Source organism: Sphingomonas sp. FUKUSWIS1, assembly GCF_000733135.1.
GTDB lineage: Bacteria > Pseudomonadota > Alphaproteobacteria > Sphingomonadales > Sphingomonadaceae > Sphingomonas > Sphingomonas aerolata.
Genome location: NZ_JPJC01000018.1, coordinates 1 through 16,165, shown reverse-complemented (window position 1 = coordinate 16,165; position 16,165 = coordinate 1). Strand labels below are relative to the sequence as shown.

The window sequence follows — 16,165 nt, the reverse complement described above, 5'->3', positions numbered from 1 at the left end:
ACCCTGGGCAAGCGCGACCGCGAGTGGCGCGGCATCGCCGGCCCAGCCGTCGAGCGCGAGGCCCGCACGCGGAAATGCGCCGTCCGTCTCGCCCGCCAGCCGCGCGCCGAGCAGGTCGACCGTCTCGCGGCGCGCGGCGTCGAGCGCGTCGCCATGGTCGGCCATCTGCGCCTCGAGCGCGGACAGCCAGTCGCCATCGGGACGGCCTTCGTCGCCGAGCAGCCGGTTGCGCGCGCGCATCGCCGCCTCGTAGCGCGCGGCATGATGCGCATGACCGGGCGCGAGCGCGAGCGTCAGCCGGTCGAGAAAGCCGCGGCGTTCGCCCGCGGGGGCGACGAACAGCCGGTCCATCGCGGGGGTGAGCCACAACACCGTCAGCCATTCGGCGAGCGTATTGGCGGTGGTGGTCGCACCCTGGACGCGGACGATGCGGCGCTCAGGCGCCGAAGTCAGCGCGCCGGTCGCGATATCGACATCGCCGATGTGGCTACCAGCGTCGGCATATTGGTCACGTTCGTCCCCAGCTACGGACGTCTCACCTCGCGCGGAGGGGCAGAGCGTTGCTGCGACGCCGAAACCGCCCGCACCGCCCTGCCGCGCCATCTCGCCGAGCGCCGCCCGGCGCAGCCCCCGGCCGGGGGCGAGCAGCGAGACCGCCTCAAGGATATTGGTCTTGCCCGCGCCGTTCGCGCCGGTCAGCACCACGAACCCCGCCCCCGGCTGGAGCGTCAGGTCGGCATGATTGCGGAAATCGGTGAGGACGAGGCGCGACAGCATCGCACCGGCCTTAAAGGAGTTTTGCAGCCGAGTGCATCGCCCTTTTCCGTTCGCCCTGAGCGAAGTCGGCGATCGGTCTGGTCAGGACCACCCGCGACAGACCCGGTGCGCTGTCAGCCTTCGCGTCAGGCGGCGATCCGCTCGGGCCCGGTGCCCGCCCCCGCCTTCTGCGCGCTCAGATAGGAGGCGAGCACGGGACCGAGTTCGCGCTGCGCGTGCAGATAGGCGACCGGCGTCGCGATCCCGAGCCGCGCGCGTGCCGCATCGAGCGGCTCGTGCAGCAGGGTCAGATAATCCTCGCCCGAAATCCAGTGTGCCTTGCGGCCGTTGCGATAGCCTTCCCAGACCGCCTTGGCGAACAAGCCATTGCCGGTGACGCGGAGGCTCTTGAGCGCCGCAGCCGACCCGATCAGCGCCCAGCCGAGCCCGCCGACCTGCGCATAGCTGAACGCGACGAGCGCCGCCTCACCGAGACTCTCGTCCGCTTTGTAGCCGGTCAGCACGTGCCAGATGTCATGCGTGTCGCGCACCCGCCGGCCGAACCACGCATAGGGATGCGCCAGATCGTCCTCGCTCGGCACCAGCCGCGACACCTCGACCAGCCCGTCCGCCGAATAGCCCGTCGTCTCGAGGAAAAGGCGATAGGCCGCGCCGACCGTGCCGGGCCCAAAGCTCGCGACGAACGCCGGATCGGAGAAGCGCCGTGCGAGCTCGACCTGCTCATAGGCGATCCGCCCGCCCCGCTCGGTTGCAATCAGCCGCGCATAGTTCATCGGCGCGTTGCCGACGTTCAGCGCGCGCATGATCCGGAACACCTGGGTCGTGTCGTCGCCATTGGCGAGGAGCTTCCGGATCGCATCCATCGCGGTCCGCCAGTCGCGACGACCGGTCGTACCAGGAAAGGGAGGAAGCTTCGCCATCGAGTCGACTCCTTACTAACAGCAATGTCAGTATCAGATCCGCTCGAGCCTTCAAACGAAAAAGGCCACCCCGCAGGATGGCCTTTCACGCGATCGCCAGCGTCCGCCGGTCAGACGCGCATCGGCATCAGCACGTAGAGCGCGGGCGACTTGTCGTTTTCGCGGATCAGCGTGGGCGCGGCGGCGTCGGCGAGGTGGACCTCGACCATGTCGCCGTCGATCTGCGCGAGGATGTCCATCAGATAGCGGCTGTTGAAGCCGATCTCGAACGGGAGCGCGACATAATCGCCGGGGACTTCCTCCGCAGCGGTGCCGTTTTCGGGCGAGGTCACCGACAGCGTGATCTTGTCGCGGTCGAGCGCCATCTTCACGGCGCGGGTCTTCTCGGTGGCGATCGTCGACACGCGGTCAACGCCTTCCATGAAGCTCTTGGGGTCGATCTTGAGGATCTTGTCGTTGCCGGTCGGGATCACGCGACTGTAATCGGGGAAGGTGCCGTCGATCAACTTCGAGGTCAGGATCGCCTGCCCAAGGTCGAAGCGGATCTTGGTCGGCGACAGCGACACGCCGACCGAGCCGTCGACCTCGTCGAGCAGCTTCCGGAGCTCGGCGATGCATTTGCGCGGCACGATCACGTCGGGCATCGATTCGGCGCCCTCGGGCCGCGGCAGCGTGATGCGCGCGAGGCGGTGGCCGTCGGTCGCGGCGGCCTTCAGCACCGGGTTCGCGCTGTCGCCGTCCGCGACGTGGAGGAAGATGCCGTTGAGATAATAGCGCGTCTCTTCGGTCGAGATCGCGAAGCGCGTCTTGTCGATGATCTGCTTCAATGTCTCGGCGGGCAGTTCGAACTGGGTCGGCAGTTCGCCTTCCGCGATCACCGGGAAATCGTCGCGCGGCAGCGTGCCGAGCGAGAAGCGCGCGCGGCCCGCGATGATGCTCATCCGGCCTTCCGAGGCGGCGAGCTGGACCTGGCTGCCCTCGGGCAGTTTGCGCGCGATGTCGAACAGCGTGTGCGCGGACACGGTGGTCGCGCCCGGCTGATCGACGGCGGCTGCAATCGATTCGTTGATCTGCAGATCCAGATCGGTCGCCATCAGCTTCAGCGTACCCTCGGCAGTCGCCTCGATCAGCACGTTCGACAGGATGGGGATGGTGTTGCGCCGTTCCACCACGGACTGGACATGGCTCAGCCCCTTGAGGAGCGTTGCGCGTTCGATCGTCGCCTTCATCAAAATTCCCCCGGCCTCCACAGCCGGATTCGGGGCTGGGGGCAATCCGCAGATGGCTTACCCAACAATAAAGGGTCGGAGCAAGCGCCCCGACCCTTCTTTGATCACGGTAAACGTCGCGTTAAACCGCAATCAGAAGCGGAAGCCATAGCTGGCAACGACCTGATGACGATCGGTGTCGACGTCGAATCGGCCGCTGGTGCCGCCGGTCGCATAGTCGATGTTGCTGCGCTCATAGTTCGAATAGCGATATTCGAGCTTGGCATAGCTGTTCGGGCCGACCGCATGCTCGGCACCCGCGCCGATCCGCCAGCCGTCGAGGTTGAAGTCGGTGTCGGTGGTCTGGTTGGTGTCGCCCGCGAGCACGTTCAGCTTGGCGTTGGTGTAGCCGCCCTTCGCGTAGATCATGGTCGTCGGCGCGACGACATAGCCGACGCGGCCACCGACATAGATGTCGCGGCCCTGCTTGACGCGACCGAAGCCGAAGTCGCTGGTATAGTCGTTGCGGTCGCTCTTCGCGGTCGAACCGGTCAGTTCGGCCTCGGCGCCGAGCACGATGTTGCTCGAAGTCGCGATGTCGTAGCCGATGCCGCCGCCGTACAGCAGGCCGTCGATCTTCTGGTCGTCGCGCCCGTTGTTGTTGGACACGCTGCTGCCGGCGCCAGTGTGGTCGTAGCCGAGCGTGGCCTCGACGCGCGGGCCGGTGAAGGTCGGGTTGGTCTGTGCCAGCGCGGGGGCGGCAACGGCGGTGGTCGCGAACAGCGATGCGGCGATAAGCTTACGCATTGGGATACTCCATTGATCTTCGTCACCCCCGAACGCGGGGTGGATGGCTCCAATGGACCAATCCGACAGGCGTTGCATGAACCTCAGATAAACACGGAAATCCGTTGCTTTTGCGCAACAGGGGGTTGAAATGCGGGCCATGATTCCAAGCCCTCGGCAACGTGCAGCGGACCTCGGTCCAACCGGCCAACCGCCCGTCAGGCTCGGCCGGGATTTCGTCGCACGGCACGGCGAAACCGTGTTCAACGCCGCGCACCGATTGCAGGGCGATGCCGCGCACACGCCGCTGACGCGCGCCGGATTCGCGCAGGCCGACGAGCTCGGCCGTGCGCTGCGGGATCTGCTCGGGGCCAGGCCTGCGCTGACCCTGTGGGCGTCGCCGACCGGGCGTGCGCTGCAGACGCTGGCGGTGATCTGCGAGCATCTCGAGCTCGACTGGCACGATGCGCGCACCGACCCGCGGCTGGTCGAGATCGACATGGGGTCGTGGGGGGGCCGCTATTATGCCGATGTCGTCGACGAGGTCGGGCCGGTGATGATGCCCGGCGGCACGCTGAAGCCCGCGCCCGATGGCGAGACCTATCCGCAGATCGCCGCACGGGTCGGCGGCTGGCTCGCGGACACCGCGCAGGATCCGGGCGACCGGCTCGTGATCATGCACGGGATTTCGAGCCGGGTGATGCTGGGCGCGATGACGGGTGCGCCGGTCGATCCGGTGCTCGGCGCCGCGGTTGCGCCCGGGTTGCCGCAGGGGTCGGTGACATTGGTCGAGCAGGGCCGCGCGACCGTTCCGCACCGCGGCACCGGCTTCGCCCCCGCGTGAAGCTGGCGGTGCTGCTGGCCTTCGCGGTCGCGACACCGGCGACGGCGCGCGACACGATCGGCATCTACCGGGGATGGGGCGCGTTCCGCGACGCGGCGCCGCCGCGCTGCTACGCGATCGCGCGGCCGGTGATGGCGGGTGGGCGCACGACGGGTTTCGCGACCATCGCGACCTGGCCGAAGCGCGGCCTGCGCGCCTCGCTGTACATCCGCCTGAGCCGCGAGCGCGATCGCTCCGCCGGGGTGACGCTGACGGTCGGCGAACGCCGGTTCGCGCTGGTCGCGAACGGGCTGGACGCATGGGCGAGCGATGCCCCTAGCGACCGCGCGATCGTCGCCGCGCTGCGATCGGGGCGGAGCATGAGCGTCGAGGCGGTCGGCGTCGGCGGGCGGCCGTTCGCGGATGTCTATGCGCTGTCGGGCGCGGCGACGGCGATCGATGCCGCGGTGCTGGCGTGTCGCGGGGGGTAAGAGCGCGCCCAACCTCTGCGCCTCCCCGGCGGAGGCCGGGGCCCAGGTGGAAAGGTGGTCGTAACGACGGGCCGACCATTATTACCTCCGTCCCCCAACTGGGCCCCGGCCTTCGCCGGGGAGGTGTTATCGTGTGGGGCTACGCGTGGTGTTCATGGCGGCAACGCTTCGCTCCACTCACCCTGTAGAAAAATCGTCAAAATTCCGCTATGCGCCCGGCCATGCAGACCGCCGCGAACCTCATGCCCATCCCCGGGCACATCGATCCCGTGCCCGTTCCCCGCAGCTTCGTGCCGCGCAGCGACGGGCGTATCGACCTGCTCGGGCTGTCGCTCGCCGATCTGCGGATGGCGCTGGAGACGTCGCAGCTCGAGGAAAAACAGGCCAAGTTGCGCGCCAAGCAGCTGTGGCACTGGATCTACAATCGCGGCGCGACCGAGTTTTCGGCGATGACCGACATCTCGAAGACGATGCACCCGTGGCTCGAGCAGCGCTTCGTCATCAGCCGGCCGAACGTGGTCGAGGCGCAGGTGTCGACCGACGGCACGCGCAAATGGCTGCTGCGATCGGACGACGCGCAGGATTACGAGATGGTGTTCATCCCCGACGCGGATCGCGGCACCTTGTGCGTGTCGAGCCAGGTCGGCTGCACGCTCAACTGCACCTTCTGCCACACCGGCACGATGCGGCTGGTGCGCAACCTGACGCCCGCCGAGATCGTCGGCCAGGTGATGCTTGCGCGCGATTCGCTGGGCGAATGGCCGAGCCAGCCCGAGGGGCGGATGCTCACCAACATCGTGATGATGGGGATGGGCGAGCCGCTGTATAATTTCGAGAATGTCCGCGATGCGCTGAAGCTGGTGATGGACGGTGCGGGGCTCGCGCTGTCGCGGCGCCGGATCACGCTGTCGACCAGTGGCGTGGTGCCGATGATGGCGCGCGCGGGTGCTGAGATCGGCGTGAACCTCGCCGTGTCGCTGCACGCGGTGACCAAGGAGGTGCGCGACGAGATCGTGCCGCTCAACCGGAAGTACGGCATCGAGGAATTGCTCCAGGCGTGCGCGGACTATCCCGGCACCAACAATGCGCGCCGGATCACGTTCGAGTATGTGATGTTGAAGGACAAGAATGATTCGGACGCCGACGCGCACGAACTCGTCCGGCTGCTGCGCAAATACGAGCTCCCCGCCAAGGTGAATTTGATTCCGTTCAACCCATGGCCGGGCGCGGCCTATGAATGCTCGACGCCCGAGCGGATCAAGTCGTTCTCGAGCATCGTGTTCGGGGCGGGCATTTCGGCGCCGGTGCGCACCCCGCGCGGTCGCGACATCGATGCCGCGTGCGGCCAGCTGAAGACCGCGTCGGAGAAGAAGAGCCGCGCGCAACTCGATCGCGAAGCCGCGCTTGCCTGATTTGGGTGTGGTGGCACTGGCGGCGGGTGCGGGGTTGCTGGGCGGCGCGATGAACGCGCTGGCGGGTGGCGGCAGTTTTGCGACGATGCCCGCGCTGATCGGGCTGGGCGTGCCGTCGACCTTCGCCAATGCGACGAGCAATGTCTCGCTCCAGCCCGGCGCGATGGCGAGCGCGTGGACCTATCGGCACGGGCTGGAGCCGGTGTCGGGCGTCGGCATGCGGACGATGGCGGGAATCACCTTCGTCGGCGGGCTCGTCGGCAGCCTGTTGCTGGTCGCGACCTCGGCGCGCGCGTTCGACCTAATCGTGCCGTGGCTGCTGCTGTTCGCGACGCTGGCGATCGCGTTCGGCACGCAGGCGTCGCTCTGGCTGCGGTCGCGGGTCGAGATCGGGCCGAAATCGCTGGTCGCGGTGCAGGCGATGCTGGGCGTCTATGGCGGCTATTTCGGCGGCGGGGTCGGGCTGATGCTGACCGCCGCCTGGGGGCTGTTGTCGGGCGCAACGCCCGCCATGCTTGCCGCACCACGCACGCTGATGCTCGCGGTCGCCAATCTCGCGGCAACGATCATCTTCATCGCCACCGGCATGGTCTATTGGGCGCTGTGCATACCGATGCTGCTCGGCGGGATCGTCGGCGGGCATTTCGGCGCGAAGCTCGGGCTGGTGTTGCCCGCCAAGGTCATCCGCGTGTGGACACTGCTGGTGACGATCGCGACGACGATCGTGTTCTTCTGGCGAGCGTACGGCTGAGAATTGTTTCCCCGCGAAGGCGGGGACCCAGCCTGGGCACCCGCCTTCACGGGTAACCGGTTTGTGCGGCTTACCCCGGCCGACGCATCTTGAAGAGCGACTCCTCGGTGATCGCGAAATAATCCGCAGGACCGCCGCCGCGCAGGATCGGTTCGCCGCGCGCGGTCTGGTACACGCCGTCGTCGAGCATCGCCGGGTCGATATGGATCGCGACCGCCTCGCCGAGCACCAGCCACTGGTCGAGTTCGCGCCCCTCCTTGGTTTCCAGCCGGACGATCTGCGTCACCTTGCATTCGAACTGCGCGCGGCTCGCGGCGACGCGCGGCGGCTTCACGTGCAGCGAGGCGAGCGTCTCGAGCCCGGCGAGTGCGAATTCGTCGACGTCCGCCGCGACATTGGCCGCGGTCGCGTTCATCGCCTCGCCCAGATCGCGACTGACGAGGTTCCAGACGAACTCGCCCGTCGCGGCGATGTTGGCGACGCTGTCCTTCCACCCCATTGACGAGAAGCCGATCAGCGGCGGTGTGTAGTTGAACAGGTTGAAGAAGCTGTAGGGCGCAAGATTGGGCACGCCGTCCGCGGACAGCGTGCTAACCCAGCCGATCGGACGCGGCGCGACGATCGCGTTGAGCGGATCGTGCGGCAGGCGATGGCCGCTCGCCGGTTCGTAAGAATGCCATTCGGTCATACGCGTATCCCTGCTATGGTCGGAGCTTGTCGCCTAAAGCGAAGGCCAAGCATGAACGATCCCGCCCGCCCTATCGCCACTGCCCCTGTCACCGTCATCAAACGCCACCGGATCGCGACGCGGCTGTGGCACTGGATCACCGCGGTGGCGATGTTCATCATGATCGGCAGCGGGATCGGCATCTTGAAGGCGCATCCGCGATTCTACTGGGGCCGTTATGGCGCGAATTTCGATCAGGCGTGGACGACGCTCGACCAGTGGCCGGGCTGGGTGGTGACGCTGATCAACCTGCTGACGATCCCGGCGAGCTACAACCTCGCCATCTCGCGACGCTGGCACCTGTTCTTCGCGCTGGTCCTGTCGTTCGCGTTGCTCGGCTTCATGATCGTCAGCCTGTTCAATCGGCATTTCCAGCGCGACCTCCGCGTCCGGGCGGGCGAGCTTGCGCCGCGCGAGGTGGCGCATGACGTGCGCGAGCATCTGGCACTGCGCTTCCACGATCCGAAGCGGCCCGCCGCGTACAACATCCTGCAGAAGCTGTCCTATGTCGCGACGATCTTCATCCTGCTGCCGGTGATGATCCTCACCGGGCTGGCGATGTCGCCGGCGATGGATGCCGCCTGGCCGTGGCTGCTCGACATCTTCGGCGGGCGCCAGTCGGCGCGGTCGATCCACTTCATCGCGATGGTCGCGCTCGTGCTGTTCATCATCGTCCACCTCGCGCTCGTGATCCTGGCGGGCGCGTGGAACGAGGTGCGATCGATGATCACCGGACGCTTTACCGTTCCGGGGCACGTCCCCGCGCATACCGGGGAGGATGCCGCATGAGCACCATCATCACCCGCCGCTCGCTGGTCGCGGGCGCGGCGGTCGGCGCCGGCGCGTTGCTCACCGGGTGCGACAAGATCATCCAGCATCCCGAGGCGCGCAAGATCCTGTTCATGGGCGAGGAGATGCAGCGCGGGCTGCAACGCGCGCTGACCGATCGCAACGCGCTCGTCCCCGAGTTCAGCGCGGCGCAGATGTCGCCGATCTTCCGGTCGAACGGCACGCGCAATCCGGGCACCCCGGCCTATACCGAGCTGCTGGTGAACAACTTCGCGGACTATCGGTTGCGCGTCGGCGGGCTGGTCGACCGGCCGCTGTCGCTCTCGCTGCCGCAGCTCCGCCAGATGCCCGCGCGCGCGCAGATCACGCGGCACGACTGTGTCGAGGGCTGGTCGGCGATCGCCAAGTGGCAGGGCCCGAAGCTTGCCACGCTGTTGCAGGCCGCGGGGATCCGCGACACCGCGCGCTACATCGTCTTCACCTGCGCCGACCTGTACCGAGGCACGCCCTATTACGAGTCGATCGACCTGATCGACGCATTCCACCCACAGACGATCCTCGCCTGGGCGCTGAATGACCAGATTTTGGACGTCGCGCACGGCGCCCCCGTCCGGCTGCGCGTCGAACGCCAGCTTGGCTACAAACATGCCAAATATATCATGGCGATAGACGCCGTCGCCAGCCTGGCCGGGATCGGCAAGGGCAAGGGCGGCTATTGGGAAGATAATGTGGATTATGATTGGTATGCGGGAATCTGACGCCGCCCGGGGGGTGGCGCATTTCCGTACCAGTCATTAGCTAACGCGACATGGCCCTATTCGATCGCTTTCTCGCCCGGCAGGTAAAAACCGGCGAACTCACGCTGATCCACGCGGACGGTACCACCAAGCAGTTCGGCACGCCCGACCCTGCCTACAACCCCGTCACCATCCGCCTCACCGCCCCAGGTGTTGCGGGCGCGATCGTCCGCCACCCGGCGCTGGGCGCAGCGGAAGCGTTCATGGACGGCCGCCTGGTGATCGAGCGCGGCGACATTCGAGACCTCGTCAACCTGCTCAAGGGCAACAGCCCGTGGGAGCGCGGCGGCGGGCTCAACCCCTCGCTGCCGATCAAGCTGCTCGACAAGGTCGTCCACCGCGTCGACCGGGTGAACATGGCACGCCGGTCGAAGAAGAACGTCGCGCATCATTACGACCTGTCCGACCGGCTCTATGACCTGTTCCTCGACGCCGATCGCCAATATTCGTGCGCGTACTTCACCGATGCCGGCAACAGCCTGGAACAGGCGCAGGACGACAAGAAGGCGCATATCGCCGCGAAGCTCGCGATCCAGCCCGGCATGCGCGTGCTCGACATCGGCTGCGGCTGGGGCGGCATGGCGCTGTACCTGCACGCCAAGACGGGCGCCGAGGTCCTGGGTGTCACGCTGAGCGAGGAACAGCTGAAGGTCGCGCGGCGCCGCGCCGAGGAGGCCGGCGTCGCGGACAAGGTGAAGTTCGAGCTGATCGACTATCGCGCGCTGACGGGTACGTTCGACCGGATCGTGTCGGTCGGCATGTTCGAGCATGTCGGCCCGCCGCAGTACAAGACGTTCTTCCGCAAGTGCCGCGACCTGCTGAGCGCTGACGGGGTGATGCTGCTCCACACGATCGGCCGCATGGGCGGGCCCGGCGTGACCGACACCTTCACGACCAAGTATATCTTCCCCGGCGGCTACAACCCCGCACTGTCGGAGATCGTCCGCGGCTATGAGGGGTTGAAGTTCTTCCCGACCGATATCGAGGTGCTGCGCGTGCATTACGCGCTGACGATCGACCATTGGTACGACCGGACGGTCGCGGCGAAGGATGCGATCGTCGCGCTGTATGACGAGCGCTTCTACCGGATGTGGACCTTCTACCTCGCGGGTGCCGCCGCGGCGTTCCGGACCGGGGGGATGGTCAATTACCAGATCCAGCTGTCGAAGAGCCGGATGACGCTGCCGCTGACGCGCGACTATATGATCGAGGGTGAACGGGCGTTGCGCGCGGGCTGAATTTCCCGCCGCTTGGCGCAGGGTAAGATCCGGACGTTCGTCATTCCCGCGAAGGCGGGAATCCAGACTGGCAGGCTCCGGTGATTGAACCGAAAGGCCAGCCTGTCTCGATCCCCGCCTCCGCGGGGATGACGACTTTACGGGGGGACTCCGTAGATGGATGCCCCCCCTATAGGCGTGGCCTCAGCGGCTGCCCTGCATCTGCGATTTCGCGGCCGACCGCTCGTCGCCGCCGATCTTGCCGTCCTTGTTCGCGTCATATTTCGCAAAGGTCGCGGCGAGCAGTGCCTGTGCCTCGGGCTGCGTGACCTTGCCATCCTTGTTGGTGTCCGCGCTGCTGAACCACAGCTCGGCAAGCCGCTTGGCGTGGACCGGATCCGGGCGCCCCGGCCCGACCTTCATCTGGCTGATCCCCGCCTGGACCTCGGCGCGCGTCAGGACGCCGTCCTTGTTGGTATCGCGCGCGGCGAACTCGGCCTTGAACTTGGCGGAAACGGAGGCGCGGGTCTCCTGTGCCAGCGCGGGCGTCGCGAGGCCGGCAAGGACGAACAGGGTAAGCGTTTGACGTAGCACGGTCGGGACACTCCAAATGATCTGGGGGCGCACGTAGCGCGGGTTGGTTGTACGCGCCATGAATGCGGCGGGTTGCATGCTCCGGTTGCATGCAGGGCGTCCAGCGCATAGGGGCGCGGGCATTGGATATTGCCCAAAGGATCTTGCCCGTGACCGATCAGATCAACCGCGCCGCCGGCGACGCCGGCATCAATCGGGTCGTCCTCGCCTATTCGGGCGGCCTCGACACCAGCGTGATCCTGAAATGGCTCCAGCAGACCTACAACTGCGAAGTCGTCACCTTCACCGCGGATCTGGGCCAGGGCGAGGAACTCGAGCCCGCACGCGCGAAGGCCGAGATGATGGGCGTCAAGCCCGAGCACATCTTCGTCGACGATCTGCGCGAGGAATTCGTGCGCGATTACGTGTTCCCGATGATGCGGTCGAACGCGCTGTACGAAGGACTGTACCTGCTCGGCACGTCGATCGCGCGCCCGCTGATCGCCAAGCGCCAGATCGAGATCGCCCGGATGGTCGGCGCCGACGCGGTCAGCCACGGCGCGACCGGCAAGGGCAACGACCAGGTCCGCTTCGAGCTCGGCTATTATGCGCTGTCGCCCGACATCAAGGTGATTGCACCGTGGCGCGAATGGGACCTGACCAGCCGCACCAGGCTGATCGAGTTCGCCGAACAGCACCAGATCCCGGTCAGCAAGGACAAGCGCGGCGAGGCACCCTTCTCGACCGATGCGAACATGCTCCACACCTCGTCCGAGGGGCTCGTGCTCGAGAATCCGTGGGACGAGGTGCCGGACTATGTCTATTCGCGCACGGTGAACCCCGAGGACGCGCCCGACGTCCCCGAGTACATCACGATCGATTTCGAGCGTGGCGACGGCGTCGCGATCAACGGCGAGGGGATGAGCCCGGCGACCCTGCTGTCGACGCTCAACGACTATGGCCGTCGTCACGGCATCGGCCGTCTCGACCTGGTCGAGAACCGCTTCGTCGGGATGAAGAGCCGCGGCATGTACGAGACACCGGGCGGCACCATCTATCACCTCGCGCATCGCGGCATCGAGCAGCTGACGCTCGATCGCGGCGCGGCGCATCTGAAGGACGAGCTCGCGCCGCGCTATGCCGAGCTGCTGTACAACGGCTTCTGGTTCTCGCCCGAGCGCGAGATGCTACAGGCAGCGATCGATCACAGCCAGGAAAAGGTCTCGGGCACCGTCCGGCTGAAGCTCTACAAGGGCGGCGTGTATGTGGTCGGCCGCAAGTCGCCCAACTCGCTCTATTCGGAAAAGGTCGTGACGTTCGAGGACGATCAGGGCGCCTATGACCAGCGCGACGCGGCAGGCTTCATCAAGCTGAACGCACTGCGCCTGCGCCTGCTGGGCCGCCGCGACCAGGTGTGAGCGATACCGGCTCCCGTCCCCCGACACTCGGGGGCCGGGAGCCCTGGCGGTGTATTCCGTCGCAATGCGGCGCGGTCGGCGCTTGTCGAATGCCCCCCTGCGGCGCTAGGCGTCGAGGGATGGCGCGGGGGACAACAACGGAACTTCACTGGTGGCAGACGCGCACGTTCGTCGCGTGCGTCGCGCTGGCATCGATCATCCCGCTGCTGTGGCCGGAGGTGCCGCCGCTGGTCGATCTGCCCGGGCATATGGGGCGCTACCGCGTCCAGCTCGCGATCGGCGACAATCCCTGGCTCAGCCAGTGGTATGATTTCCGCTGGCAGCTGATCGGCAATCTCGGCATCGACCTGTTGATCGTGCCGCTCGCGCCGATCTTCGGGTTGCAGCTCGCGGTGAAGCTGATCGTCATGGCGATCCCCGCGCTCACCGTCACCGGGCTGCTGTGGATTGCGCGCGAGGTGCATGGCCGGATCCCGGCGACCGCGCTGTTCGCGCTGCCGCTCGCCTATAGCTATCCCTTCCAGTTCGGCTTCGTGAACTTCGCGCTGGCGATGGCGCTCGCGCTCAACATGTTCGCGCTGTGGCTCCGCCTCGGACGGCTCGAGCGGCTGCGGCTGCGCACGATCCTGTTCGTGCCCGGATCCTGCCTGCTCTGGCTGTGCCATACCTTCGGCTGGGGCGTGCTCGGCGTGCTCGCCTTCTCCGCCGAGCTGATCCGCCAGCACGACATCCGCAAGACCGGGGTGCGCGGCGAAGGCGCCATCAAGGGCTGGATCGGCGCGTGCATCCGCGCCGGGCTCAGCTGTATCCCGCTGGCGCTGCCGATGGTGATGATGGTGCTGTGGCGGTCAGGCGACCACGTCACGGGCAAGACGCAGGACTGGTTCAACTGGCGCTGGAAGATGAACTGGATCACGATGGTCCTGCGCGATCGCTGGATGGCGTTCGACATCGCGTCGGTCACCGTGCTGTTCGTGATCCTGTTCCGCGGTGTGCGCGACCAGACGATCGAATATTCGCGCAACCTCGCGCTGTCCGCGCTGTTCCTCGCGCTCGTCTATATCCTGTTGCCGCGGATCGTGTTCGGCTCGGCCTATGCCGACATGCGCCTCGCACCGTTCATGCTGGCGTTCGCGATCATCGCGTTGCGCCCGCGCAACCGCCTCTCGCTGCGCGGTGCCGCGACGCTGGCGGTGCTGGGGTTCAGCTTCTTCGCGGTCCGGCTGGCGGGCACCACGATCAGCTTCCTGATCTATGACCGGTCCTACGACCAGGCAATCGCGGCGATCGATACCGTGCCCGAGCGCGCACGCGTGGTCTCGTTCGTCGGGCGGCGCTGTCGCGACGACTGGGCCTATTCGCGGCTCGAGCATGTCCCGGCGCTGCTGCTCGAGCGGCGGCTGGCCTTCACCAACGACCAGTGGTCGATGGCGGGCGGACAGCTGATGACGACGCGCTATCCGATCGCGCGCGGCTTCGCGCATGATCCGTCCGAAATCGTTACGGATATCCGGTGTCGTGGCCAGTTCTGGCGGCCGATCGCGATGGCGCTGGAGCATTTCCCCCGCGACGCGTTCGATTATGTCTGGCTGATCCACCCGCCGGCGTTCGACCCCGCGCTGATCCGCGACCTGACCCCGATCCGCCGCGACGGCACCAGCGTGCTGTACAAGGTCAACCGGTCGGCGGTTCCGCCCGCCGAAACGGAGTAAGCTCGCCGAGATACTCGCGGTCGGAGGCGACTGCCTCGCGCTCGCGGACGAGAAAGTCGGCGATCGCGCGGCGGAAGCCCGGATCCGGGATGTAATGCGCCGAATAGGTCGCGACCGGCGCATAGCCTCGCGCGAGCTTGTGTTCGCCCTGCGCGCCCGCCTCGACCGTCGTCAGCCCGCGCGCGATCGCCGCATCGATCGCCTGGTAATAGCAGAGCTCGAAATGGAGGAACGGCACCTCCTCGGTCGCGCCCCAATAGCGGCCGTAGAGCGTGTCCGCACCGATCAGGTTGAGCGCCCCCGCGATCGGCACGCCATCGCGCTCGGCGAGGATCAACAGCACCCGGTCGCCCATCGTCTGACCGATCCGATCGAAAAAGGCGCGCGTCAGATAGGGCTGGCCCCATTTGCGGCTGCCCGTGTCCTGGTAGAAGACCCAGAACGCGTCCCAGTGCGCGGGCGTGATCTCCGCGCCCGTCAGGTGCCGGATCGTCAGTCCCTCGACCGCGGCGGCGCGCTCCTTGCGGATCGCCTTGCGCTTGCGGCTGGCGAGCGCGGCGAGGAAATCGTCGAAGCTCGCATAGCCGTCATTGGTCCAGTGGAACTGCGTGCCCTGACGGATCAGCCATCCGGCAGCCTCGAACAGCGCGACCTCGGCGGGGGCGATGAAGGTCGCATGCGCGGAGGACAGGCCGCTCTGGTCGGTCACCGCCTCGAGCGCGGCGATCAGCGCGGGCGCAACCACCGGGTCGCGCAGCAGCAGCCGTGGGCCGGGCACCGGGCTGAACGGCGCGGCGATCTGCAATTTGGGGTAATAATGGCCCCCCGCCCGCTCCCACGCGTCGGCCCAGCCCTGATCGAACACATATTCGCCCTGGCTATGGCTCTTGGCATAGGCGGGCGCGATCCCGGCCGGCCGGCCGTCGTCGCCATCGACGACCACCGGCAGCGCCTGCCACCCCGATCGTCCACCGACGCTTCTGGACGCCTCGAGCGCGGCGAGGAAGGCGTGGCCGACGAACGGATTCGCGTCGCCGGCACAGGCGTCCCAGTCCTCCGCCGCGATCGAGGTAACGCCTTGGGCGATGCGGGCGGTGATGGCTGTCATGCGCTCCTAAAATAGGCGCGCAGGCGTCAGGCTCAAGCGGCTGGGCTCAAGCGGCGGAGACCTGAACGATCGCGTCGATCTCGACCGCGGCGCCCAGCGGCAGCACGGGAACGCCGACAGCGGAGCGGGCATGCTTGCCGGCTTCGCCGAACAGCTGGACCATCAGGTCGGACGCACCGTTCGCGACCTTGGGCTGATCGGTGAAGTCGCCATGCGAATTGACGAACACGCCGAGCTTCACGATCCGCTCGACACGGCCGAGCGAGCCGAGCGCCGCCTTCATCTGCGCGACCAGCATCAGCGCGCAACGCTGTGCCGCGTCCTGCCCGTCCTCGAGCGACACGCCGTCGCCGAGGCGACCGGTGACGATCTGGCCGTCCTTGAACGGCAGCTGGCCGGAGATGTGGAGCAGCCCGTTCGCCTCGACGGCGGGAACATAGGATGCGACGGGGGCGGCGGCCTGCGGCAGCGTCAGGCCAAGCTCTTCGAGCTTGCGGTCGATACGATCGGTCATGTGCGCGGTCTCACCACAGCCACGGGGGGCGGGTCAAGCGTCCGCGGGCACCCCCGCGGCGAACCGCGCGGCGATCCAGGCCTGCGCCTCGCGCCAGTCGTCGATCCGGGCATGCGCGGCGGGCGCTCTCGGCACCGCCCCC

Annotated in this window: 17 protein-coding genes; 9 read left to right on the top strand and 8 right to left on the bottom strand. The window is 67.2% G+C overall.

Features of this window, described 5'->3' with window-relative positions:
• The 4 genes from sphsw_RS01990 to sphsw_RS01975 all read right to left on the bottom strand — a co-directional run.
• On the bottom strand, window positions 1-777 hold a 777-nt coding region (locus sphsw_RS01990; protein WP_031439128.1), incomplete at its 3' end, for an AAA family ATPase.
• Window positions 778-902: 125 nt separating this feature from the next.
• The gene (locus sphsw_RS01985; RefSeq protein WP_031439127.1) at window positions 903-1,697 is read right to left on the bottom strand and encodes a Coq4 family protein; all 795 of its coding nucleotides are present in this window, start codon (window positions 1,695-1,697) and stop codon (window positions 903-905) included.
• 110 nt (window positions 1,698-1,807) lie between these two features.
• On the bottom strand, window positions 1,808-2,926 hold the full coding sequence (gene dnaN / locus sphsw_RS01980; protein ID WP_031439126.1) for a DNA polymerase III subunit beta: 1,119 nt from the start codon (window positions 2,924-2,926) through the stop codon (window positions 1,808-1,810).
• Window positions 2,927-3,058: 132 nt separating this feature from the next.
• Window positions 3,059-3,712, bottom strand: a complete 654-nt coding sequence (locus tag sphsw_RS01975) for an outer membrane protein (RefSeq protein WP_031439125.1) — start codon at window positions 3,710-3,712, stop codon at window positions 3,059-3,061.
• Window positions 3,713-3,851: 139 nt separating this feature from the next.
• Between sphsw_RS01975 and sphsw_RS01970 the strand changes: the two genes are divergently transcribed.
• From sphsw_RS01970 to sphsw_RS01955, 4 genes are all read left to right on the top strand, one after another.
• Window positions 3,852-4,535 (top strand): histidine phosphatase family protein, encoded by a 684-nt coding sequence (locus sphsw_RS01970; RefSeq protein WP_042466314.1) that lies wholly within the window; start codon window positions 3,852-3,854, stop codon window positions 4,533-4,535.
• A gap of 11 nt (window positions 4,536-4,546) precedes the next feature.
• Window positions 4,547-5,005, top strand: coding sequence for an invasion associated locus B family protein (locus sphsw_RS01965; protein WP_442800382.1), 459 nt, complete (start codon window positions 4,547-4,549; stop codon window positions 5,003-5,005).
• A gap of 221 nt (window positions 5,006-5,226) precedes the next feature.
• Window positions 5,227-6,417, top strand: coding sequence for a 23S rRNA (adenine(2503)-C(2))-methyltransferase RlmN (rlmN, locus tag sphsw_RS01960; RefSeq protein ID WP_042466312.1), 1,191 nt, complete (start codon window positions 5,227-5,229; stop codon window positions 6,415-6,417).
• Entirely contained in the window at window positions 6,410-7,168 is a 759-nt protein-coding gene (locus sphsw_RS01955) for a sulfite exporter TauE/SafE family protein (protein WP_037530331.1), read from the top strand. The genes rlmN and sphsw_RS01955 overlap by 8 nt, the downstream gene beginning before the upstream one ends.
• 70 nt (window positions 7,169-7,238) lie before the next feature.
• On the opposite strand, the gene sphsw_RS01950 is transcribed toward sphsw_RS01955, so the two are convergent.
• Entirely contained in the window at window positions 7,239-7,856 is a 618-nt protein-coding gene (locus tag sphsw_RS01950; protein ID WP_031439120.1) for a flavin reductase family protein, read from the bottom strand.
• 51 nt (window positions 7,857-7,907) lie between these two features.
• On the opposite strand from sphsw_RS01950, the gene sphsw_RS01945 reads away from it, so the two are divergent.
• The 3 genes from sphsw_RS01945 to sphsw_RS01935 are packed head-to-tail and all read left to right on the top strand — an operon-like array spanning window position 7,908 to window position 10,719.
• Window positions 7,908-8,684, top strand: coding sequence for a cytochrome b/b6 domain-containing protein (locus sphsw_RS01945; protein ID WP_042466308.1), 777 nt, complete (start codon window positions 7,908-7,910; stop codon window positions 8,682-8,684).
• Window positions 8,681-9,442, top strand: coding sequence for a molybdopterin-dependent oxidoreductase (locus sphsw_RS01940; protein WP_031439118.1), 762 nt, complete (start codon window positions 8,681-8,683; stop codon window positions 9,440-9,442). Before sphsw_RS01945 ends, sphsw_RS01940 begins: the two co-directional genes overlap by 4 nt.
• A 50-nt stretch (window positions 9,443-9,492) precedes the next feature.
• On the top strand, window positions 9,493-10,719 hold the full coding sequence (locus sphsw_RS01935; protein WP_031439117.1) for an SAM-dependent methyltransferase: 1,227 nt from the start codon (window positions 9,493-9,495) through the stop codon (window positions 10,717-10,719).
• A gap of 183 nt (window positions 10,720-10,902) precedes the next feature.
• On the opposite strand, the gene sphsw_RS01930 is transcribed toward sphsw_RS01935, so the two are convergent.
• Window positions 10,903-11,292 (bottom strand): EF-hand domain-containing protein, encoded by a 390-nt coding sequence (locus sphsw_RS01930; protein WP_031396586.1) that lies wholly within the window; start codon window positions 11,290-11,292, stop codon window positions 10,903-10,905.
• Window positions 11,293-11,441: 149 nt separating this feature from the next.
• On the opposite strand from sphsw_RS01930, the gene sphsw_RS01925 reads away from it, so the two are divergent.
• Together sphsw_RS01925 and sphsw_RS01920 are read left to right on the top strand one after the other, a co-directional pair.
• Entirely contained in the window at window positions 11,442-12,689 is a 1,248-nt protein-coding gene (locus sphsw_RS01925; protein ID WP_234387459.1) for an argininosuccinate synthase, read from the top strand.
• A 119-nt stretch (window positions 12,690-12,808) separates the two neighbouring features.
• On the top strand, window positions 12,809-14,401 hold the full coding sequence (locus sphsw_RS01920; RefSeq protein ID WP_042466306.1) for a hypothetical protein: 1,593 nt from the start codon (window positions 12,809-12,811) through the stop codon (window positions 14,399-14,401).
• On the opposite strand, the gene sphsw_RS01915 is transcribed toward sphsw_RS01920, so the two are convergent.
• Both sphsw_RS01915 and sphsw_RS01910 read right to left on the bottom strand, forming a co-directional pair.
• Window positions 14,364-15,509, bottom strand: a complete 1,146-nt coding sequence (locus tag sphsw_RS01915) for a GNAT family N-acetyltransferase (protein WP_031439115.1) — start codon at window positions 15,507-15,509, stop codon at window positions 14,364-14,366. The genes sphsw_RS01920 and sphsw_RS01915 overlap by 38 nt on opposite strands.
• Before the next feature lie 46 nt (window positions 15,510-15,555).
• Window positions 15,556-16,023, bottom strand: a complete 468-nt coding sequence (locus tag sphsw_RS01910) for a RidA family protein (RefSeq protein ID WP_031396590.1) — start codon at window positions 16,021-16,023, stop codon at window positions 15,556-15,558.
• Window positions 16,024-16,165: the final 142 nt, after the last annotated feature.

Coding starts and splice junctions, on each gene's coding strand:
- sphsw_RS01975 (WP_031439125.1), bottom strand. CDS start 3,712: ATGCGTAAGCTTATCGCCGCATCGCTGTTCGCGACCACCGCCGTTGCC.
- dnaN (WP_031439126.1), bottom strand. CDS start 2,926: ATGAAGGCGACGATCGAACGCGCAACGCTCCTCAAGGGGCTGAGCCAT.
- sphsw_RS01935 (WP_031439117.1), top strand. CDS start 9,493: ATGGCCCTATTCGATCGCTTTCTCGCCCGGCAGGTAAAAACCGGCGAA.
- sphsw_RS01970 (WP_042466314.1), top strand. CDS start 3,852: ATGATTCCAAGCCCTCGGCAACGTGCAGCGGACCTCGGTCCAACCGGC.
- sphsw_RS01920 (WP_042466306.1), top strand. CDS start 12,809: ATGGCGCGGGGGACAACAACGGAACTTCACTGGTGGCAGACGCGCACG.
- sphsw_RS01915 (WP_031439115.1), bottom strand. CDS start 15,509: ATGACAGCCATCACCGCCCGCATCGCCCAAGGCGTTACCTCGATCGCG.
- rlmN (WP_042466312.1), top strand. CDS start 5,227: ATGCAGACCGCCGCGAACCTCATGCCCATCCCCGGGCACATCGATCCC.
- sphsw_RS01940 (WP_031439118.1), top strand. CDS start 8,681: ATGAGCACCATCATCACCCGCCGCTCGCTGGTCGCGGGCGCGGCGGTC.
- sphsw_RS01950 (WP_031439120.1), bottom strand. CDS start 7,856: ATGACCGAATGGCATTCTTACGAACCGGCGAGCGGCCATCGCCTGCCG.
- sphsw_RS01945 (WP_042466308.1), top strand. CDS start 7,908: ATGAACGATCCCGCCCGCCCTATCGCCACTGCCCCTGTCACCGTCATC.
- sphsw_RS01985 (WP_031439127.1), bottom strand. CDS start 1,697: ATGGCGAAGCTTCCTCCCTTTCCTGGTACGACCGGTCGTCGCGACTGG.
- sphsw_RS01910 (WP_031396590.1), bottom strand. CDS start 16,023: ATGACCGATCGTATCGACCGCAAGCTCGAAGAGCTTGGCCTGACGCTG.